The 18,674-nt window shown below is 55.6% G+C and carries 23 protein-coding genes; all 23 read right to left on the bottom strand.

The genetic code is table 11. The features are described from left to right. Positions 1 to 328 precede the first annotated feature (328 nt). Entirely contained in the window at positions 329 to 673 is a 345-nt protein-coding gene (gene avd / locus GXM22_RS04840; protein ID WP_005933335.1) for a diversity-generating retroelement protein Avd, read from the bottom strand. A gap of 71 nt (positions 674 to 744) precedes the next feature. After that, on the bottom strand, positions 745 to 1,842 hold the full coding sequence (locus GXM22_RS04835; protein WP_005933332.1) for an SUMF1/EgtB/PvdO family nonheme iron enzyme: 1,098 nt from the start codon (positions 1,840 to 1,842) through the stop codon (positions 745 to 747). Between the two features lie 20 nt (positions 1,843 to 1,862). Beyond that, complete coding sequence (locus GXM22_RS04830; RefSeq protein WP_004220703.1) at positions 1,863 to 2,231, bottom strand: hypothetical protein; 369 nt, start codon at positions 2,229 to 2,231, stop codon at positions 1,863 to 1,865. Between the two features lie 3 nt (positions 2,232 to 2,234). After that, positions 2,235 to 2,660, bottom strand: a complete 426-nt coding sequence (locus GXM22_RS04825) for a hypothetical protein (RefSeq protein ID WP_004220701.1) — start codon at positions 2,658 to 2,660, stop codon at positions 2,235 to 2,237. A 20-nt stretch (positions 2,661 to 2,680) separates the two neighbouring features. Next, positions 2,681 to 2,992 (bottom strand): hypothetical protein, encoded by a 312-nt coding sequence (locus GXM22_RS04820; RefSeq protein ID WP_004220698.1) that lies wholly within the window; start codon positions 2,990 to 2,992, stop codon positions 2,681 to 2,683. Between the two features lie 19 nt (positions 2,993 to 3,011). Continuing rightward, positions 3,012 to 3,917, bottom strand: a complete 906-nt coding sequence (locus tag GXM22_RS04815; RefSeq protein WP_004220696.1) for a phage tail protein — start codon at positions 3,915 to 3,917, stop codon at positions 3,012 to 3,014. 14 nt (positions 3,918 to 3,931) lie between these two features. Then, positions 3,932 to 5,278, bottom strand: a complete 1,347-nt coding sequence (locus tag GXM22_RS04810) for a baseplate J/gp47 family protein (protein ID WP_005933326.1) — start codon at positions 5,276 to 5,278, stop codon at positions 3,932 to 3,934. Continuing rightward, positions 5,275 to 5,556, bottom strand: coding sequence for a hypothetical protein (locus GXM22_RS04805; RefSeq protein ID WP_004220685.1), 282 nt, complete (start codon positions 5,554 to 5,556; stop codon positions 5,275 to 5,277). The genes GXM22_RS04810 and GXM22_RS04805 overlap by 4 nt, the downstream gene beginning before the upstream one ends. A gap of 12 nt (positions 5,557 to 5,568) precedes the next feature. Beyond that, entirely contained in the window at positions 5,569 to 6,255 is a 687-nt protein-coding gene (locus GXM22_RS04800; protein ID WP_242651609.1) for a hypothetical protein, read from the bottom strand. Between the two features lie 12 nt (positions 6,256 to 6,267). Continuing rightward, on the bottom strand, positions 6,268 to 6,618 hold the full coding sequence (locus GXM22_RS04795; RefSeq protein WP_005933317.1) for a hypothetical protein: 351 nt from the start codon (positions 6,616 to 6,618) through the stop codon (positions 6,268 to 6,270). Further along, the gene (locus GXM22_RS04790; protein ID WP_005933314.1) at positions 6,618 to 7,535 is read right to left on the bottom strand and encodes a phage late control D family protein; all 918 of its coding nucleotides are present in this window, start codon (positions 7,533 to 7,535) and stop codon (positions 6,618 to 6,620) included. Before GXM22_RS04790 ends, GXM22_RS04795 begins: the two co-directional genes overlap by 1 nt. Beyond that, positions 7,532 to 7,780, bottom strand: coding sequence for a tail protein X (locus tag GXM22_RS04785; protein ID WP_005933311.1), 249 nt, complete (start codon positions 7,778 to 7,780; stop codon positions 7,532 to 7,534). The genes GXM22_RS04790 and GXM22_RS04785 overlap by 4 nt, the downstream gene beginning before the upstream one ends. Further along, positions 7,773 to 11,564: a phage tail tape measure protein gene (locus GXM22_RS04780; protein ID WP_005933306.1), complete on the bottom strand. Its 3,792-nt coding sequence runs from the start codon at positions 11,562 to 11,564 to the stop codon at positions 7,773 to 7,775. Before GXM22_RS04780 ends, GXM22_RS04785 begins: the two co-directional genes overlap by 8 nt. Before the next feature lie 117 nt (positions 11,565 to 11,681). After that, positions 11,682 to 12,089 (bottom strand): hypothetical protein, encoded by a 408-nt coding sequence (locus tag GXM22_RS04775; RefSeq protein WP_005933302.1) that lies wholly within the window; start codon positions 12,087 to 12,089, stop codon positions 11,682 to 11,684. Between the two features lie 75 nt (positions 12,090 to 12,164). Next, complete coding sequence (locus tag GXM22_RS04770) at positions 12,165 to 12,674, bottom strand: phage major tail tube protein (protein WP_099357224.1); 510 nt, start codon at positions 12,672 to 12,674, stop codon at positions 12,165 to 12,167. Between the two features lie 14 nt (positions 12,675 to 12,688). Next, complete coding sequence (locus tag GXM22_RS04765) at positions 12,689 to 14,158, bottom strand: phage tail sheath family protein (protein ID WP_005933293.1); 1,470 nt, start codon at positions 14,156 to 14,158, stop codon at positions 12,689 to 12,691. A gap of 13 nt (positions 14,159 to 14,171) precedes the next feature. After that, positions 14,172 to 14,801, bottom strand: coding sequence for a hypothetical protein (locus GXM22_RS04760; protein ID WP_005933290.1), 630 nt, complete (start codon positions 14,799 to 14,801; stop codon positions 14,172 to 14,174). 15 nt (positions 14,802 to 14,816) lie between these two features. Continuing rightward, positions 14,817 to 15,143 carry a hypothetical protein gene (locus tag GXM22_RS04755; protein WP_005933288.1) on the bottom strand — a complete coding sequence of 109 codons (327 nt, stop codon included), beginning with the start codon at positions 15,141 to 15,143 and terminating at the stop codon, positions 14,817 to 14,819. A gap of 4 nt (positions 15,144 to 15,147) precedes the next feature. Beyond that, the gene (locus tag GXM22_RS04750; protein ID WP_005933285.1) at positions 15,148 to 15,474 is read right to left on the bottom strand and encodes a hypothetical protein; all 327 of its coding nucleotides are present in this window, start codon (positions 15,472 to 15,474) and stop codon (positions 15,148 to 15,150) included. Between the two features lie 13 nt (positions 15,475 to 15,487). Further along, a complete protein-coding gene (locus tag GXM22_RS04745; protein WP_004220650.1) occupies positions 15,488 to 15,892 on the bottom strand; it encodes a hypothetical protein in 405 nt (134 codons plus the stop codon). A 27-nt stretch (positions 15,893 to 15,919) separates the two neighbouring features. Then, positions 15,920 to 16,996, bottom strand: coding sequence for a major capsid protein (locus GXM22_RS04740; protein WP_005933282.1), 1,077 nt, complete (start codon positions 16,994 to 16,996; stop codon positions 15,920 to 15,922). A gap of 20 nt (positions 16,997 to 17,016) precedes the next feature. Next, positions 17,017 to 17,424, bottom strand: coding sequence for a head decoration protein (locus tag GXM22_RS04735; protein ID WP_005933280.1), 408 nt, complete (start codon positions 17,422 to 17,424; stop codon positions 17,017 to 17,019). After that, the gene (locus tag GXM22_RS04730) at positions 17,424 to 18,674 is read right to left on the bottom strand and encodes a head maturation protease, ClpP-related (RefSeq protein WP_005933278.1); all 1,251 of its coding nucleotides are present in this window, start codon (positions 18,672 to 18,674) and stop codon (positions 17,424 to 17,426) included. Before GXM22_RS04730 ends, GXM22_RS04735 begins: the two co-directional genes overlap by 1 nt.

Genomic DNA, 18,674 nt, shown 5'->3' with positions numbered 1-18,674 from the left:
CCCCTTCTGCCCGCATAGCAGACAACGGCCAGCCTGCGCGGTTTGCTCGGTGTCCCCGGTGGCCTCCACCGGCAGAGCAGCACGAGCGTGTATCTTTGGCCTTGTCGGCCGGGAAATGCATCCCTTTTGCCTTGGTGTTTCTGCTGGGCCTTGGCCCTCAGAAAATAAACAAATAAGGCAAGAGCGGCACGGAAGCCGATGTTCGTGTTCGCATTGCTGCGGGAGTTGTTGCCGTTGAGGTAGAACACACCAGCGTTCGCACCGTTGTTCCAGTTGCCCCCGCGATACACGCAGCGCCTCCTTTATCTCGACACATTCCCCACGGGCTTTACTCGTTCGACTTTTTCCAGCCGCCGAGCATACGCCCGATTTCGTTCAGCTCCTTGCTCCATATTTCGTGGAGCCCCGGAGAGATCAGGCGATCCTCCGGAGAAACTGCCGTGTCTACGAGAGAGCGCAGCACGTCCAGCTTGGTGTCCATTTTGTTCTGGAGTTCTGCCCGGCGCGAGCCTCTGGCCCGGTTAGCCTCAATGCAGAGCTCCAGCATATCCATGAACGCCGCCGTCATGTGTTTGCGATACTCGAATTTTTCGGGTTTCCGCATATTTGCGGTGCGTTCGCTCACCCGGATCATGCTCCGGACGATACGCTGTCGCAGTTGTAAGTTGTCCATGTTGTTACTCCTTAAAAGGGTAGAGGGTGGCTTGGTGGGCCACCCTCATGCCAGATTTTCAGATTGCCAGATTACCGGATTTCCGGGATATAAGCGGCACGGAAGCCGATGTACGTGTACGCATAGCTGCGGGAGTTGAGGCCGTAGAGGGAGAACACACCAGCGGACGCACCGTCGCCCCAGCTGCCCCCGCGATACACGCAGCGCTCGGCTACGCCGTTATTCCACCACATGTAGTCGCCCTCGTATACGTCCGTAGTGACGTCAGAGTCAGGGAGAAGGGCGAGAGCACGCAGCATAACCTTGGCAGCGTCTCCGATCGAGCTGTCAGCAGTAACCTGATAAAAGGCGCAGCTTCGGCTTTCATCTTTGGCGTTGGTGATCGAAGTAGAGTACGTCCACTTGTTGTTCACATAGTCCAGTTTTACGGTTTTACCGGAAACATGAGCGGAGCTGTCGGTCGTCTTGCTCTCAGGATCCACGAGGGCGCCGTCTGCGGCGTTGATAGCCTTCCAGCATGTGCTCGTTGCGTTCTGAGGGTTGTCCGGATCGGCTGCGTCGTTGTTTGCAAGGATCTGAAGCTCACCCCAAACAAGGCGGATTCCTCCCTGCCATTCCCACACGTTGCCGTTCAGATCCCAGATACCAGCCATGGTCTTGTCGTGGCTCCATGAGATCGGGCCGGTGCCGGTTGCAACTCTCGCGATCTTGTTGCTTTCGTAGTAGCTCGGCACGGCTTTGTAGTTGCTTTCGCGGCTGTCTTTGCCGTAGTTGTTGTTACCATACGGGAGGAAGCCGTTTTTCTTGCACCAGAGAGCGATCGCGGCCCATTCTGCGTTAGTGCTCAGGTGCCAGCCTGCGCCCTTGGCCTCGCAGCGTGCGCGTGCGGTGTCGAAGTTGATACTTGCGGTTGGATCTTCTCCCGGCAGGCTGTACGCTACGGAGTTGTAAACCTTGGCCTGATACTTGCCGTAGTAAAAGCCGGGGATTTCCACGCCGTTGACGATAAAGGCCGGGTGGGTGCTGTCATTTCCGCCGGTGAGTACGTCCGAGTTCTTAAACTTCGGGATATACACCAGAACGGAAGGGAGATCGGTGTCGTCTGTCTTGACGACGTTGTTCGGGCAGATCATTTTTACTGCCAGATTGGTGAGGTCAAAATTTGCCATTTTCTTGTGCTCCTTTCTGCTTATTCAATGCTCCAGAGGATCAGCTTCACCTCTGCCATGTCGAGCGGGTTCTTTGTGCGCTCTACGGTCTGGCGGTTGGTATCGCCGGACTCGTCGGCGCCTTCCTGCGGTTCGATCGGTGTCTCGGTATAGGTTGCGGCCGGGATCTCGATCTGGGCCACATAGCGGCCGCCGGGCTGGGTGCCGAGCATGAGATCACCGCCGCGATCCATGCACACGTCGAGGGTGCGGGCCTCGTCGCCCTGATACTTGGTAACCTTGACGCTGAGCGCGTCGTCGTCGAAGCTGAGACGGTAGCCGTCCTGCTCCCACTGGATCTTTTCGCCGGTGTTCTTCTCGATCACCTGCACGTCGTTGATTTTTGCCATGGTTTATTTACCTCCTTTGATTCTTAAAATAAGGGTGGCGCTCTCGGCGCTTCCGTCGTACTTGACCTTGAAGCCGTTGAGCTGCTTGTCGTAGATCTGGATCTCGCCGACATTTCCGGTGTGGGCCTGAATATCCACGTCCACGGTGTAGTCTGTGTTGTCGCGAGTGATCGCAAGGCTCACGGTCTTGGTGGAGTTGTTGAACGGATAGCTCGCCGTGTTTTTCAGTTCTACGACGTGGCGCTCGATCTCTGTCTGAGACTGGAGCTCTCCGGCTGCGATCAGGAGCATGGCAGCGGCCACGCTGGCGTCTGTGATCCCGCTCTCCATGTTGTTGAAGTGGGCGGCGCTCTGATCGGTTCCGGCCTGAATGACCTCGCCGCTATCGACGTCTACCACTTTGTCGAGCCATTTTGTTGCGTTATACATGTGTCTGTTTCCTCCTTCCTTTATGCTGTGACTTCATAGATCGGGATCGTGATCTTGATCATGGTTCCCTGTCCGGCCACTTTGTTGATAGTTCTCTGCTGGTATGCTGCCTGCTCCCCGTAGGTGTCGATCAGACGGGAGGCGTTGATCGTGCAGGCGATAGAGTCCAGCGTCGGGAACGTCGCCATAACTACCACGTTTTCGCCTTCGATCTTTTTCTGGTTGATCGTTCCGCGGTGCCATGTGCCGTTTGTCTGAGCCTCGACATAGGCGAGAGAGCGGAGCCACTGCTGCCGCCTTCGTCCCATGTAGGCTTCGCCGAAGTATGCCATTTTGTGCCCTCCTTTCGGTTTATTCCCCGCAGCGCTTAGTTCCGCATTTTACGAACGGATAGCAGAACAGGGCCGCCTTTTCGTTCGTGGCTGCTGCGCGTTTTATAACTGAGCCCAACGTCCCCGGCCGTGGAGTTATTCCACATTCAGGGTAGTTGTAGCGGAACGCCTCGGTGTCAGGCTCGGCTGCAGCCGCTTGCTTTACGACGGCGCCGAGTGTTCCGGGCTGCGGATATGTTCCGCAGGTTGTGGTTCCGGCGTGAGTGTAGTCGTATAGGTACGGCTTCACTTCCGGATCTGTTTCAATGCTCGGCTTTATCACGAAGCCGATCGTGGCCGTTCGCGGGTTGGTACCGCATTTCACAAAATCATAACGGTGCAGCTCCGTGTTTAGCGCACACTCAATGCCGGGATCTGGCCCCTGCTGCCAGTAATAGAAAACGCCCGCGATATGCGAGCGCACATTTTTGGCAGCCTGAACGGCGTCAACAAATTTATTAAAATTTTCGCCGTCGGTGTTCGCGTTTGTGGTTAGAGCCGCGAAGGTGTACGGGGAGTCGTCCATCTCGAACCACTCCATGACGTAGCCCTCGCCGAAGTATGCGCCGATCAGACGCTCAACGGCCCACTTGGTACCGCGTTTTCTTTTGATCTGCTGCGCGAGCTTGATTGTGTTCCGCTTCTCTGTCAGGCTCATGCCTTCGGAGTCGTACCAGTCAATGTCCAGCTCCCACGCCATTTCGTTGCACTCCGCCTCTGTGAGCTCGTCTACCTTGTCCCATGTGCGGATTGTGGCCAGACGTTTGCCCGGCTCACCTATGAGCTTGTTCACGGCCTTGCTGAGTGCGATCGCTGCCTCGTCGTCCTGCATGAAGGCGGGCAGCAGTTTTATAAAATCCATGTTTGACACTTTCATGCCGCCCATGCTGTCCACCTCCTTTATCCTCTGACGATATGCTTCACGGTCTTTTTACCGGAGAACTTGGCCACGGTCGTGCTGTTGAGCTCGGTGTATTCCGGTTTGATGATCTGCACGCGGGTGGCTCCGATTAGATCGTCGGCCCAGTCAGGGCAGAGGATCCGCTTCCGGAGCTCGTCTGGGTTTATGTCCTGATTCAGTGTGGAGCCCTGCCAGTTGATATATTGATCAATAGCCCCGCCGGATCCTTCCACGTTCTGCACCACTTCGGACTCGTTGGCTTTAGTGGTGTAGTAGGTGAGTTCTATGTCATACTCGTGAGTTTCTGGAGCTTCCACCGTTACCATGTCAGTGAGAGGTCGAACGTCGTCCGCAGAGCAGGCGGCCAGCACGTCGGCCAGCACGTCCTCGCTCGGAATCTGTCCTCCGGCGCAGATCGGCACGATCTTGACACGGCCGTACATATTGCGGCCGATCTGGATCTTTACCGTCTCGGCTCCAGCGAGAGATCCGGAGAGTGAGAGAGTCAGAAGCTCGTCGGCATACTCGGCCGTATAGTCTGCCCCTGCTGTGGCTTCGGATCCGTCGCTCAGGAAAACTACCAGAGTGTCCGGCAGGAGATTGGCACCACCTTGGAAGGCGTGCCCGGCGTAGGTTTTCAGGGTTCTGGTGATCGTTTCCTTTTCGGATTCCACCACCGCGTCCGTGACGAGAGAGTTCGCGGACAGTGCCCAGTATTTGTAGGCTTTGGCCGGGCCTGCGGTGCTGAGTTTGTTCTCAGCCTCTCGGATTCTCTCACGGTACGGTTCGTCCTCCTCACGGTCGCCTCCGCCTTCTGTTATGGTCAGGTTTGTTACTCCGTCGAGTAGTGGAACGTCGGAGACGTCCACGATCTCGGAGATCTCGCCCTCGTCTATGTTGTTGTAGTCCGTGCCGCCTTCCTCGGCGGTTGCTGCCACGTCCACATAGAGGCTGCCTGCATAAAGCACGGCTGTGGTGTCTGTCAGGAAATAGTGAACGAAGTCACCAGTTACTCGAAGTCCGGCCGGGATAATGATATTAGAGCCCACCGCTTCGGTAACTGTGAACCGTAGGGTGGTAGTGGCATAGGTAGGATCGAGACGGATCACGTCTCTGTTTTCTCCCAGAGCGTCCAGAACAGTGCCCCTTGCATATCGGAGCATTTTCTGGCGGCAGGCGTCGTTTACTGTGTTGTAAACAGTGACGATCACCTTCGCCATGGTGTCGCCGAAGATTCGGCGCTCGTCACCGGGGTAGAGAGGCTCGCCGACGCCGTTCTCTAATTCTTCCAGTATGTCGGTGTAGATTGTTTCGTCGGTTGTCTCTATGAATTTGAGCTCGCTCATGCGTCCTCGTCCTCCTTTCTTTGGATAATGTTCACGATCATGCCGAAGTCGCCAGAGAAGGCAGCCGCCGGATCTGAGGCGATACTGTCAGACTCCACGCGGGGCTCGAAGGTTTCCAGAACCCACTCCGCGTCAGCCACGGCCTCGTCGGTCGCGTTCGGTTTGTCGATCAGAGTCCCGTCAACGCCGCGCACGCGATCGTATGCGACTTCACCGCGGACGATCCTCAGTAGATTGGCGGCGCACACTTCCGGGCTCCCGTTTCCGCTTGCTCTCATGGCGTCACCTCCTTATGCGAGAGTTACTTCGGACAGATACACCCAGCTATTGATCCCGTTAGGGTGGCCCAGTAGCACCTTGTTTTGGCTGCTCTTGATCTGGCTCACCCTATGTTTTCGTTGTTTTACCCAGTTTGGTATCTTTTGGCCGGTTGCATACCTGCTGCCGGTCGGCTTCACATAGTCGCCGACTTTGATCGTTTTCTTTGTGGCCTTTTTGGCCGCTGTGTTGGTTGTTTTCTTGACGGACTTCGAGGCGGTGCTCGCTTTCACATTCAGCGCGGTGGTGCTTACCTTCACGCTGGCGGTGGCCGGATCGTATTCCTTGAATGTGAAGGAAAGAGTGGCCAGAAGCAGCCTCCCCTTGCCGTCCACCTTTGTGTTGCTTACCGCGACTTTTCGGAGCTGGAGCTTCGGCCCCAGCTTCTTGCCGCCGAGATAGAAATAATTCACTTTTGTGACGAGAGCCTTCCAGCTCTGGATCTCCGCCCATACGTCAACGCCTGCGCCTGAGTGCAGCACGGTGGTGAATGAGAGAGGGAAAAGCTCGGTACCTCGTTCGTTAGTCGTCTTTTTGTCCTCGGTGCTGGTGTTTTCGTCGGCCACCTGCTCGTAGGAAAAGGCCAGCCCCTCCAGCGCGACGACTTGCTTTGATGATACGGCCCATTTTTTTGAGCCCCACTGTGCCATTGTTGGCATGGCTGTACCTCCTTAGTCTGGTTTTTTAGTGGATCCGCTGCCTGTTTCGACGCCTCCGTGGGTGTGTCCGCTCAGGCTTATGCCGCGAGCTGTGACGTCGCCCTTCGGTACGTTGATATTACCGGCCGAGAGTCTCGGCAGGTAGCACCCCCATTCACCGTCCGCCCGGCCCAGCAGCAGCCCGGTGGAGTCGTCAAACTCCACATAAACCACCGCCGTGCCTTTTGAGAGGTTTCCGGTGGATCCGCGGAGGTGCCACGGGATCGTGATCTTTGCGGTTGGCTTAGCCCCGGCGTCAGACGGTACAACGCGGGCCGTGTTTCCTGATATGCTGGCGATCGTGCCTTTATTGATGTTTCCCATTAGTAGCCCTCCAGAATGTGTCGGAAGTAGATCGTGGATTTATTTCCGACAAAATCATGCCGGACTTTATACACAAAAACGGTACCGTCCCACATGGTTGCCCTTGGTGTTGATAGTGTCAAAATGCTGGCGGCTGCATATCCGGTCATAAGTGACTTGGAAAAGTATCCGGATCGGGCGAACTTGTTCGCGTTCCGCAGCAGCCCCTTGGCGAAGCGTGCCGCCTCTGCATTGCTGGTTACCTGAATAGGCACCGCAGGGCGGAGCACTGAGCTGTTGGAGCTGTCGGCTATAAATTTTCCGGAGTAGCTTCCGCTTGCAATTTCGCAGGATCCGTACATTCCGCCCCGGTTGTCCTCATAGGAGAAAACGCCGTTTTCATCTACGGAGAGACTACCGGCTGGAGTCTGCCCCTCTATGTACTGCTCGTTATACGCCAGCAGCTTGCCGTCAAATATAAGCATTTGGCAGCCTTCCAGAGTGCAGAGCCGGTGGAATAGGGCGAAGTCTGTCTCGTTGTCCTGCTTAATATACGGGTAAACCTGATCCGCGCAGCCGTAGTTCTGGAATGTTAGTCCGTGATTTCCTGCGAACTCATTCGCCAGTTGCAGGAACCGGACGCCCTCCCAGCTTTTGCTCTTTTTTGTCTTGCCGCTTTTTGGCATGGACATGGCTCGGATCGTAAAAAGCCCGTTTTCTGGTTTCATGGAGTGCACGAACATTTTCCCAGTATCACTCGCGCCTTCTTTGAATTGCACGGTGTCACCTTCGGCCGGTTGCCACTTGCTCCATGTTCCCTTGGTGTCATTGAAGCGGATCACGAGGGTGTCGGCTTGCTTTTCTGCGAACATTTCGTGCACGCAGTAGTTCACCGACACGTCCCCGTATATATCCACCCCGTTGTAGTAGAGGTTCACGCGCTGTCGTCCTCGTCCTCAGAGTCCCGACGCCACGGCGGCAGAGTTTCCGGCGTCTCTGCACCTTCGACGATCGGCAGCCGGAGGGCCACGTTCGCGTCGAAGATCAGCACGTCCGCATAGTCGGGGTTAAATTCTGCGATATAGTGCGCCAGCATTTCCTCCCCGTACATTTCGAGGGCCAGCGCGTCGAAGGTGTCCCCTTCGCGTGTCGTGTAGTCTTTGTAGCCTGTTACTCTACGCATATTGAGCCACCTCCCGCATTTTTATAAATTCTTCCAGCCAGTCGAAGAACTCGGCCTCGTGGGCTTTGAGCTTCGCCATGAAGTCGTCCGCGTCGTCGCCGGTTCCTTCTGTCTGGATCTGTGGGCTCCATGTGAAGCCGGAGAAGTCGTAGTAAACTACCACGCCGCCACTGTCTGCCAGACTTCCGAGAGAGAAGTCGTCCAGAGTCAGAAGCCTTCCGGCCGTGCTTGTGAGTCCTTCGCCAGAAGATCCGCCGGTTGTGCTTGCAGTGTTGAACACTGAGGTGATCATGGTTTCCAACTTATCCCAGAGGGTTGCAAGAGGAACCACCGCCTCGGCGCCAGCTTCACCACCAGCCAGAAGATTGTTACCTGCTGCGCCGAAAATAGTCGGGCGCGTCAGAATACCGCCGTCCTTGTACCATGAAATACCGAAGTGTGGTACGCTTGGCGGGTTGATCGAGAAGCTGCCGCTGATACTCACATGAGGGAGTTTCAGGTGTGGCAGGCTCCACGAGAAATTAAACTTTGATTTTAGGGCGCTGATCGCGTTTCCTACGGCGTCCCTTGCTGCCGACATTTTGCTGCTGATCGTCGAGTAAATACTGGAGAACTTACCCGACACTGTGCTGAGTGCGGAGCTGAGTCCTGAACTCATGGTGGAAGTGATTCCACTCATTAAGCTGGAAACGGTAGACTTTGCGCTGCTCAGTTTGCTGCTGATCGTGCTCCGGATGCTTTCCCATTGAGAGGAAGCGGTAGAGCTCACACTTGACCACGCAGAGCTTGCCACGCTGGTGATCGTACTCGTTGCCGAGCTTACGGCGGAACTGGCCGCCGAGATCTTGCTGCTCACTGTGGAGCTGATTGTGTTCCAGAGAGAGGAAGCCGTGGAGCTTACGCTTGACCATGCGGAACTTGCCACGCTGGTGATCGCACTCGTCGCGGTGCTTACTTTCTCCTTAGCTGCGTCGATTTTGGAACCGATCGTGCCTTTAATCCCTTCCCAGAGGGAGGAAGCCGTGGAGCTGATCGCGTTCCATGCTGCGCTTGCTACGTTGGAGATCGCAGTCGTCACCGTGGTGATCTTTTCTTTTACGGCGTCGATTTTTTCGCCGATCACGCTCTTGATAGTCTCCCAGATAGAGAGCACCGTGTCCTTGCAGTTTTCCCAGATAAACCGAAACGGCAGCGTGATGATCTGGAAGGCTGCGCTGATAATTTCCTTCACGGCCATGATCCCGACGGTCACAATGTTTTTAATTGTTTCCCATGCTCCGGACAAAAATCCGGTGATTGAGTCCCAGATATTCGTGAAGGTGTCGTGGATTTCGGTCATGGTTCCGGTGACGCTCGAATAAATTCCGGATAAAATTCCAGAGAAAAACGAGACGATCGCGTTCCATGTGTCCGTGAAAAATGTTTTGATTCCCGTCAGGATTCCAGAGAAAAACGACGAGATCGCGTTCCATGTGTCTGAGAAAAATGTTTTAACATTCGTCCAGACGGTTTCCCAGTCGGTGCCGAACCAGCCCAGAACGGTGTCCGCCAGAGAGGTGAACGTGCTGATCCAGTTCTCGAAGGTTGCCACAACGAAGTCCCAGACTGCGCCGAAAACTTCTTGGACGCCCTGCCATACCATATCCCAGTCGCCGGTAAAAATTCCGGCGAAGATGTCAAACAGGCCGGTCAGAATATCGAGGGCCTCGCTCAGAATATTGCTGATCTGCTGGAATACGCCCTCAAAAATCGGAGCGAGCACCTCGCAGAAGCCGTCCCAGACTGCCTTCATTACTTCGGTTATGTCCTCGAACTCGAACCCCAGCGCGTTGAGCCTGTCCACAATTCCTTGCCCGAACTCGTCGAACTTGGCCTTGATTCCGTCCCAGATCGCTGTGATCTTATTCCTAAATTCTTCGTTGTTTTTCCATAAATTCGTAAAAGCAAGAGCCACGGCCGTGATCACCGCGATAATAGCAATAGCCGGAAGCGATACGCCTCCCAGTGCTGCAGCGAGTTTTACCAGTGCGCCCTTCACCATTGCGATCTTGCTCGATATGGTTCCCCAGTTCATAGCTGCGATAACGGCACCGAGGCCGCTCACTGCTATGGTCACTTCTGGGATATGCCCGCCGAGCCATTCGATCGCCGGGATCACGCCGTTGGTGATAAATTGCACGCCTGCTCGTAGCTTACTTTCCAGCGCGTCGTAAATTTTGAGCCCCAGTTCCTCGAAGGCGCTGTTCATTGCTGCCACGTCGCCGCTGAGGTTGTCGTTCATAATATTGGCCATTTCCTCAGCGGATCCAGAAGCTCCGCGGAGTTCTTCCTCGTACCCGGCGATCTTGTCCATGCCTTCGTTGAGGATCAGATTCAGGCCCTTGGTGGAGTCTGCGGTAAAAGTGGAAGATAGCGCGACGGCTCGTTCTGCGTCGCCCATTCCATTTGTGGCGGCTTCCACTTCTGTGAGAATGTCGGTGAGATCTCGGAAGTTGCCCTGTGCGTCCATTACGGCCACGGAGGTTTCTCCGATCTTGATCGCGCCGTCCTTCATTCCGTTGGTTATGTCTCGCATAATCGCGGCCATGGCGGTTCCGGCTTCGGATCCTTTGTAACCTTGGTTTGCCATTCCTTCGAGCAGCGAGGTGACGGTTTCGACGTCCTGTCCGGCTGCGTTTAGGTTAGCCGCGCAGTTCTTGTAGGCTTCGCCCAGTGCTTCGGCCGTGGTGTTGCTGTGGCTTTGCGCGTAGGAGAGCAGATCTGCGAAGTATGCGGCGTCTCCGGCCTCCATGGCGAAGGCGCTCAGGTAGTCCGTTACCATGTCGGAAGCTGCTCCCAGTTCCATGCCAGAAGCGGCGGCCAGATTCAGAACGCCGCCCAGCGCACTTGTGGACTGATCGGCGTCCCACCCGGCGAGACTCATGTATTTGAGGGCCTCGGCTGCATTACTGGCCGAAAAAACCGTAGTAGCGCCGTATTCTCTGGCGCAGGCTTCCAGTTTCTCGAAGTCCTCACCGGTTGCGCCGCTGATTGCCGATACCTCGGACATGGTGCTGGTGAAGTTCTGGCCCAGTTCTATGACGTTCCCGGCCAGATTCTTGATACCGTCCACCGCTCGCATGATAGCGTCGGCGGCGAGGTTTGCCAGTGTTGCCTTAAACATGGTGAAGCCGTCGTCTGCCTTTTTGGCTGAGCTTTCGACTTCCTCCAGAGAGTTGTCCAGCTTGTCCGCTGCGTATTCTGCGTCCGAGAGCTTGGTCTTGTTTTCGTGCAGTTCGCTGGACAGGTCTTGGATCTGTCTGGCGAGTTCCCGCGCTTCGTCGCTGGTTTCCCCTTGTTCGGTTGCAACGTCAACGTATCGCTGTTTTAACTGTTGGAGGGTGTCCTCCTGTTTGGAGATTGTAGAGCGCAGCGTTTCAGCTTCTCCGCCTGCGTCGTCCATGGTTTCGGACAGGGCACGGGCGGCTTTTTCTGCCGCGTCCAACGTGCCGCGATTTTCCGTCAGTTCACCGGACAGTTCTTGGATTGTACTCGCGAGCTGTTCGGCTTCCTCGGTTCCTTCTTGGCCGGTCACAATGTAGTCGGCGTAGCCTTGTTCCAGATTTTTGAGGACTGTCTCCTGCGTGCTGATCTTTGCTGCCAACTGTGCGGAAGCACCGGCGGCTTCGAGCGTTTCTTTGCTCATTTCCTCCAGACGAGAGACGGCCGCGTTTATAGCCGATTGAAGGGAGGGGCTGAGGGATCCGGCGATCTCTATCGTAGATTGTAGAGTATGGTCTGCCACGTCCTCACCTCCTTGTGTGCTTTGGCCTCCTTATGTTTAGCGGCCGATTTTTCTCAGCGCGTTTTTTTTCGGCTGCGAGATCCTCGGCCGCTTCTGCATACTCTATGATGAAGTCAGTTACTCGCTTTTTTTCGAGCTCTGTCGTGCTGGTGTGGTAGACTCTGGCGTAGTCGCGGTAGGCTCTGCGGAGTCGTTTTCCTGTGGTTCCGGCTCCGATTTCAGCATAAAATTTCGGCCGAGGGCCATTACCTCCACAACGTCCGCGCCCTTCATGCGCTCCAGATCGGAAAAGTCATAAGTCGGATTCACGGCCACGATCGCAGCATAGCCGAGGTAGAGGTGGAGGCCGAAGTCGAACTCTGCCGCTGCGGACACGGACAGGTTCTTCATACCTGCAGCCGCTTTTCTCTTTGCCTCAGCAGTTGCGAAAAGCACGCCGTCGATCTCGTTCGTGTCGTACTTCATTTCTGTGATTTTGTCCCCGTTGATCATCACGGGATTTTTCAGAGTGAGGGTTCCGTTCATTTTGTTCTCCTTTCAAACAAAAAAGAGCCCGCCAGTGACTTGACCGGCGGGCCGTGGTTATTTTTGATTACTGCATTAAAGCAGGTTGTTGATCTGGCTCATGTAGTCCTTGCCGTTGATACGGAGGATCTGAGCCAAACGGTCAACGCAGCAGATCTCGACGCCATTTGCGTAGATCTGGAGCCTTGTCACGTTGTAAGCGTTCTCGGCTTCGGTTGCGCTGCCAACTTCGACGCCCAATTCAGGGAAGGATGCCGGCATAGTACGCACAAAAGCCTTGCAGCCTTCGGGTGCGGTGGATCCGTCGGATTTTACGACATTCTGAACCCAGCGGAACTCGAAGCTCTGCTTTTCAAGGCGGTTCATGCGGCGCAGGCCGTTGTCTACGCCGATCTTTGTAATGGAGAGCTCCATGTTCTCCAGAAGTCCGATCAGTGGCACGGTCATGTTACCCATGGCCTGCACGTCAGCGGTTAAAAATTCAATACCGGGCAGAGTGAAGGAGACGTCCTTCGCCACCAGAGTGCTGTCCGCGTATACAGTGTCGGCCACTACCGGGCCTTTAATATCGAGCCATTTTGCCATTGTTCTGCACCTCCTTATTCAGTAGCAAAAAAGGACTGGAAGCCTTCGTCTGTGTAGCATACGCGAGCGGTGCCAGACTTGAACGGAGGCGTGTTAGTTACGGAGAAGTCCCAAACGAAGTCACCGTTCAGCATGTTGCTGGTAGGGTTCGCGCTCTCCACAAATTCCACGGACGGGGTACCGATCAGGGCACCGATTCCCAGAAGGGTGTCGAGCTTTTCCTTTTCAAAATTCAGCACGCTGTCCTTGTCCTGTGGAGTCATAGGGCTGTCGATCTCAGTTCCGTGATCCTTCTGGAAGCTGTTCGTGATATGCTCCAGCATACGGATATTTACATCGAAGATTGCGCGGGCGTCCATGCTGCCGTTGTACTTGTACGCAGCAGTATGAGGGCCCCACAATACCCAGCGGCCACCCCAGAAGCAGGCCGTTGTGATTCCTTTTTCGTTGAGCTTGTTCGCAGTTTCCTGATCGAAGCCGCGGCTCTTGGAGTCCTCACCGAAATACTGGCTCGTGGCCATGATTTCCTTGTTGGACGGAGATTCAAACGGAACGCCGTCGTGGCTCAGGTCTACGCGCTGCATAGTGGCGGCGCCTACTGTGGACAGCCAGAAGATCCGGCCGCTGCCGTCCTTAATTTTAGGCCAGTATACCTTCGAGAACTCGCTGGTGTAGCCGTTGTCAATAGCCCATTTCTGAGCCTTTGCGAGTGTGTCGATCTTGGTTCCTTTGTCCTCCAGAGGAACGTCAGCGTGAACGAAGCCGTCCCAGTGGCCGTTGAGTTTCTGGATAGTGCTCACCATGGCCTTATATACGGCCGGGATATGGCTCCAGCCCGGAGCTGCCAGAATATTGAGTACGACGTTGTGGTACTGGTAGAGCAGAGCCATGGAAGCCAGTCCGGTATATTCTCCGGTTTCGGTTTTCTCGCCGATAATGTCGGCCGCCTGCACCTTGGAAGTGTCCACGGTGTTGAAGGTTGCGGAGAGTTCGGCCCCGTCAGTCTCTTTGAGCAGCGTCACGGTTACGGTGTGCTTTGCCATGCTATAAGAGAGAGCATAGTCCACGCCCTCGGCCTTGTCTGCGATCGCGAAGGTGTCGAGAATGATCTTGTCACTCTCAAACTCTGCCTTGCCGTCGGTGAAGGTCAGGGCCTTGGTGGTTTTCTGTGCGGATTTATGAACCGCAGGATCGAGCACGTTCACGATATAGATCGGGCCCACATTTCCGACGGTGTTGTCGAAGTGCTCAGCGAACGCAGAACCGAGGGTGAATGTTTCCCAGTCGTCGGAGTAGCCGACGAGGCTCTGGACTTCGCTCATATTGGTTACTTTTACCGGCATATTAACGAGATCCTTGTCAGCGTAACCCCTGATCAGGTTCACCGGTGCGGTGCCGATATACGCGGCCACCACGTCGGCCTGAGTGACGGAAGCCACTTTACTTTCGCCGATTTCGCCATATGCGCCATGCAAATATGCCATGTTTTAGTCCTCCTTATAAAAATTTTTCGTATTCTTGCGGGATTGCCGGAGTCGTTCCGATTTCCAGCGCGAAGCTGATCCAGCTATGCCAGTACGGGTAGTAGTCCCAGACATTGCCGTCCTCTGTGAACGGGCCGAACTTGATCCCTTGCTCTTTTACGAGCCTATGGCCTGCGATATATTCCGCAGTTTCAATCTCGCGGAGCACGAGGTCGGCCAGATTGTAGCAGTCGCGCCAGCCGTCCATATTTCGCGAGTATGTTTTGGCAGCTTCTCCGGTATTGACGTAGTAGGAGTAGCCGCCGGTTGCCTTCGCATTTTCGCGAGGGTTGAAAATCTCCCCGCCGTGTTGGCCGGGATTCCAGCAGGCGAGGCAGAGCCGGATCTGGAGCTGCCTCTTTTTCTGAATGAGCTCGTCGCTTCCTTCCATGAGCTGCACGCAGACAGAAGGGATCGGAGCGGCCACGTTTGGTGGTAGTCGATCCTTTCCCGGAACGTATAAAGGGAACGCCGCAGGGTTCACCATTACGACGTCGTAGCCGGTGTCGTTCCGGTAGTCGTCCGGCAGTTTGAGGGTGATCTTGCTGCATACGTTTTCAGTGAGCCAGCTCACTATTTTGTCGATACTGTTTACCAGTGTCATGCTGCCGTCACCTCCTTAGCTCATGCGATTCTGGCGAACCGCGATCTGTACGAGCCCCATTTCCGACGTGGTAGTGACGACGATCACCTCGCGGCCGTCCAGATTGAGAAGGCGGCCGGGATCCAGATTTTTCGGAAGATCGGAGGCTTTTCCCATGATTACCATGTCGGCCTCGTCCATTCCGTGAATACGGTTGTCGCCGATTTTGCTCAGCTTGGCCATTATGTCGCTGTCAATTACCACCGGGACTTCGTTCCCTTCGATCCGGTGAAGGTCTGCGAACTCGTCCAGATTCAGGAAAACGTCCGAGAGATCCTGCTTTATTTGGTCTTTGAAGCTCACGAGCTTACGCCTCGGAAGGTTCCGCCTCGATTTCTGCGGAGCTGTCGGCTTTTGCCTTGGCTGCTTCGATCAGGGCGATCACTTCCTTTTTGCTGCGGACTGTGCTCGCGTCTACGCCATACGCTGCTGCAGCTTCTCTGAGCTCCGTCATGTTCAGGCCGTTGTATTCCGAGGGGGTGTTTTCCGGCTCTGCCTCGTACACGGCCACGCCTGCCTCCACCAGCTCAGCCTCGCGGGTTGCGTTGATAGAGAAGGCGGGAGAGTGTTTCGTCATAGGTTCCACGGTTCCGTTTTTAACGAGCCCGTAGGTGCCTTTGATCATTCGGATCATGTGCTCACCTCCATTATTCCGGATCTGCTGCGTTCAGATCCGGGAGATCGTCGCCGTCTGTGTCCTCGTCATCAACCATGCCGCCAGCGTTTACTTCTGCGGCTGCGATCGCGTCCACATAATCGGCTTTCTTTTTGCAGCCGGTAACGTCAACGCCGAGATCCCCGGCGAGGTTCTGGAGCTGCTGGATCGTCATTTCTTCGAGCTGGCTCTTTGCAAGGTGGCCGGTCACTTCCTGCTCGTCCGCCTCGTCTACTTCGATTGCGCCGCCGACGTATTCAGCGACACCAGCAGAGACGAAGTGTTCCGCCTGAGTGTCCTCGCACTCAAACGGGCCATCCGCTGCTGTCATTCTCTTGTGGGCGTGCTTGGCGTCATAATAGCCGACGGTTCCCACTGTTACCCTGATTTTTCTCATGGTTTTGCTCCTTTCTACTCGGTACGCTTAGTTGATAACTTTCGCCACGCTGAACGGGCACTCGTTGTTAGGCATAGGCAGCGGCGCAGAGCTGAGAGTGAGCTCGCGGATGTTGTGAGCAGCGTCGCTGATATACTTCGGCACGTTCACGCCGGTGTAAGTATGGAACTCACCGTCGGCCTGCTCCACCTGAGTGATCGCGCCGTAAACAGTACGGCCAGCAGCCGGAGCGCCTACCGCGATCATGCCCTGCGGGATATACTGCTTTACAGTTCCGTCCAGCTCGGTGTATGTGTCCTCATAAGTGAGGAAGTCGATCATTCGGCCCTTGATATTCAGGCGGGCGATCTTGGAAGCACCGGCAGGCAGAGTCTCAGGATCTACGCCTCCGATATTGTAGTTGCGGTTGTCGAGCAGTTTCAGGATCCACGGATTGCGGAGGAAAAGATCCGCAACGTCTGGAGCCATGAGGCACTCAGTCGCAGGGAGCCCTCTTTTGCTCAACATGGAGATCATGGCGGCCACGTCGTCGATCATCTGCTTGCCGCCTGCCTCAGTGTCGGCCCAGTCTGCGGAAGGGGTATATTTTGCCGGGTTGCTGGTGCCGTCATAGTAACGGACTTCCTTTTCCTCGTAAGTGCCGAGGTCGTTCGTGTACTCGTGCATAATGCAGCCGTTGGTGAAGATTACCTCGGCAGCCATGGCCTCTTTTCTGCGGGTGTTCATGTCGCGGAGTTCGTCGAGATCTCCGAGCATGATCACGCCCTGTCTCTGGGCCGGAGTCAGGTTAGTATAAAGAGCCTCCCCGAAGCCTCTCTTTTTCAGGTCGTCAATGGAGAGTGGGCGCTTCGGTGCAATATACGCCGGAGTGAAGCGCTTCATGGTGTAGCCTTCGCGCAGGATCGTGATTCCGCCCTTGCGAGGTGCTACAAAAGGTGCTGCTTTCTTGGATCCCTTGCGGTATTCCACCAGCACGTCGTCAGTGGCGAACACGTCAGAGGCGGCGTTAGTAGGGAAATAGCGATCCAAAAGGAAAGAGTGAAGCGGCGGGAGCTGCTGCACGGAGGCGAGCAGTGTGTGGGTATCATAAAAATTAAAAGCCATTTGTCTGTCCTCCTTGTTTTTTAGTATGCTACGGCGTCAGAGAGCAGGATTCCGGCAGAGCGGAGCGCTTCCTTGTCCGTTTCGCTGATCGCATGGCTGTTGTCAGTGATCAGGCTGTTCTCGTTAAAATGGCCGGTACGGTATGCAGTCGCCACCGCGTCGGAAGCCGTTCCGACTTCCACGTCGTCAGCCAGCACGCAGTTGGCCGTCAGCGTCTCGTTGCTTTTCGCAGTGGTACCGAGAATTACACGCAAGCCGTCGCCTGCTGTACCGGCGGAGAGTGCCAGAACAGTGCCGCGCTTGTAGATTTTGGCTTCTGTGGCTTCCTTGCGGATCTTCACAGTTAAAACCTCTGCGGGCGGGTACTGGCCATTGATCAGGTTGTCGAAGCCTACGGCCCCGATCGTCTCGTCGAGTCTTTTACTCATTACTTCATACCTCCTTTGGTCTGGTTATAGGCGGAAACTACCGCCTGAATGTCTGCTGCGTCCTGTTCCTGAGCGCTTGCAGGCGTGCCGCCGTTAGGTGCTGCGCCTACGTCTGCGGCTCCGGATTTTGCTCCCTCTGCCTGATATGCTGCGAGGAAATTCTGGCCTGACGCTGCGCTGGCCTGCATAACACGGAAGCAAAGCTCCTGAGCTGTGCAAGGGTTGTCGCCGTACTTGGCGTCGTGTACGAGCTGCTGATCCGGGATAGAGGCGGCGATCGAGTCGATCTGCTCGATTCTCTGGCGCTCTGCCGCCACAGCCTCGCTGGAAGTGTTCTGCGCTTCGGTTCTTGCGTTGGCCTCAATCTGGGCCACGATCTCCGGGTATGCTGCTCTCAGTTCCTTCTCGTCCATAGGTTTGTTACCTCCTTCTTTTTTTGCCGCCTTTGTGGTCGGCTTCTTTTTATTTGCTCCGGGCTTTGCAGCCGGTGGAGTCGCGATTGCTTTCACCGGGATAGTGCCCGGCACATGCTGGAGCCCGTCAACATTGTGGCGTACTCCATTAACAAAAAGCACCTTTCTGTCGGCGCTCATGCTCATTTCTGGATCGTCCTCGTCCTCTTTGATCGCGTCAGCGAAGCCCTTCTCCAGAGCTTCGCGGCCGGTGAACCACGTCTCCTTGGTCATCATGCTGCGGAGAGTATCGACTTCGATCCCTGTCTTGCTGTTGTAAATCTCGGCCACGGCCCGCTCGCTGGCGTCCATGCCTTTCATAAGTTGCTTCATGTCCTGCATGTTCATGTAGTCCCAGAGCATAACGCTTACGCCGTGGATCATAATTAGGGAACCGGGGTACACGGTCACGGTATCACCCGCGCACATGATAACGCTCGCAGCGCTGGCCGCGATTCCCTCGACAATGACGTTCACCTCACCGCTGAGAGCTTTCAGCGCGTTGTGGATTGCGATCCCGGTGTAGAGATCGCCGCCGCAGCTATTGAGCTTGACGGTGATGTGCCCCTTGTCTTTGACTGCTGCCAGATCCTCCATGAAGCCCTCCGGTGTGATGAAAAGGCCGGGCTCCGGTTCGCCTGTCCACCAGTCAACGGGCTGCTGGCTCATAACGTCGCCGTAGAGAGTGATTTCTCCCTCGTCGTCGCCGGTGCTGGCCATATTCCAGAACTTTGTCGCCGTGGGAGCTTGTGGAGCAGCAGCCGGGCCCATGATTAGGCCGCTATGTTTGGTTTTCAT

It is taken from the genome of Faecalibacterium duncaniae, assembly GCF_010509575.1.
In the GTDB taxonomy this organism is placed as follows: domain Bacteria; phylum Bacillota; class Clostridia; order Oscillospirales; family Ruminococcaceae; genus Faecalibacterium; species Faecalibacterium duncaniae.
This window is presented reverse-complemented; position numbering and strand designations above follow the sequence as displayed.

Coding starts and splice junctions, on each gene's coding strand:
- avd (WP_005933335.1), bottom strand. CDS start 673: ATGGACAACTTACAACTGCGACAGCGTATCGTCCGGAGCATGATCCGG.
- GXM22_RS04835 (WP_005933332.1), bottom strand. CDS start 1,842: ATGGCAAATTTTGACCTCACCAATCTGGCAGTAAAAATGATCTGCCCG.
- GXM22_RS04830 (WP_004220703.1), bottom strand. CDS start 2,231: ATGGCAAAAATCAACGACGTGCAGGTGATCGAGAAGAACACCGGCGAA.
- GXM22_RS04825 (WP_004220701.1), bottom strand. CDS start 2,660: ATGTATAACGCAACAAAATGGCTCGACAAAGTGGTAGACGTCGATAGC.
- GXM22_RS04820 (WP_004220698.1), bottom strand. CDS start 2,992: ATGGCATACTTCGGCGAAGCCTACATGGGACGAAGGCGGCAGCAGTGG.
- GXM22_RS04815 (WP_004220696.1), bottom strand. CDS start 3,917: ATGGGCGGCATGAAAGTGTCAAACATGGATTTTATAAAACTGCTGCCC.
- GXM22_RS04810 (WP_005933326.1), bottom strand. CDS start 5,278: ATGAGCGAGCTCAAATTCATAGAGACAACCGACGAAACAATCTACACC.
- GXM22_RS04805 (WP_004220685.1), bottom strand. CDS start 5,556: ATGAGAGCAAGCGGAAACGGGAGCCCGGAAGTGTGCGCCGCCAATCTA.
- GXM22_RS04800 (WP_242651609.1), bottom strand. CDS start 6,255: ATGCCAACAATGGCACAGTGGGGCTCAAAAAAATGGGCCGTATCATCA.
- GXM22_RS04795 (WP_005933317.1), bottom strand. CDS start 6,618: ATGGGAAACATCAATAAAGGCACGATCGCCAGCATATCAGGAAACACG.
- GXM22_RS04785 (WP_005933311.1), bottom strand. CDS start 7,780: ATGCGTAGAGTAACAGGCTACAAAGACTACACGACACGCGAAGGGGAC.
- GXM22_RS04775 (WP_005933302.1), bottom strand. CDS start 12,089: ATGAACGGAACCCTCACTCTGAAAAATCCCGTGATGATCAACGGGGAC.
- GXM22_RS04770 (WP_099357224.1), bottom strand. CDS start 12,674: ATGGCAAAATGGCTCGATATTAAAGGCCCGGTAGTGGCCGACACTGTA.
- GXM22_RS04765 (WP_005933293.1), bottom strand. CDS start 14,158: ATGGCATATTTGCATGGCGCATATGGCGAAATCGGCGAAAGTAAAGTG.
- GXM22_RS04760 (WP_005933290.1), bottom strand. CDS start 14,801: ATGACACTGGTAAACAGTATCGACAAAATAGTGAGCTGGCTCACTGAA.
- GXM22_RS04750 (WP_005933285.1), bottom strand. CDS start 15,474: ATGATCCGAATGATCAAAGGCACCTACGGGCTCGTTAAAAACGGAACC.
- GXM22_RS04745 (WP_004220650.1), bottom strand. CDS start 15,892: ATGAGAAAAATCAGGGTAACAGTGGGAACCGTCGGCTATTATGACGCC.
- GXM22_RS04740 (WP_005933282.1), bottom strand. CDS start 16,996: ATGGCTTTTAATTTTTATGATACCCACACACTGCTCGCCTCCGTGCAG.
- GXM22_RS04735 (WP_005933280.1), bottom strand. CDS start 17,424: ATGAGTAAAAGACTCGACGAGACGATCGGGGCCGTAGGCTTCGACAAC.
- GXM22_RS04730 (WP_005933278.1), bottom strand. CDS start 18,674: ATGAAAACCAAACATAGCGGCCTAATCATGGGCCCGGCTGCTGCTCCA.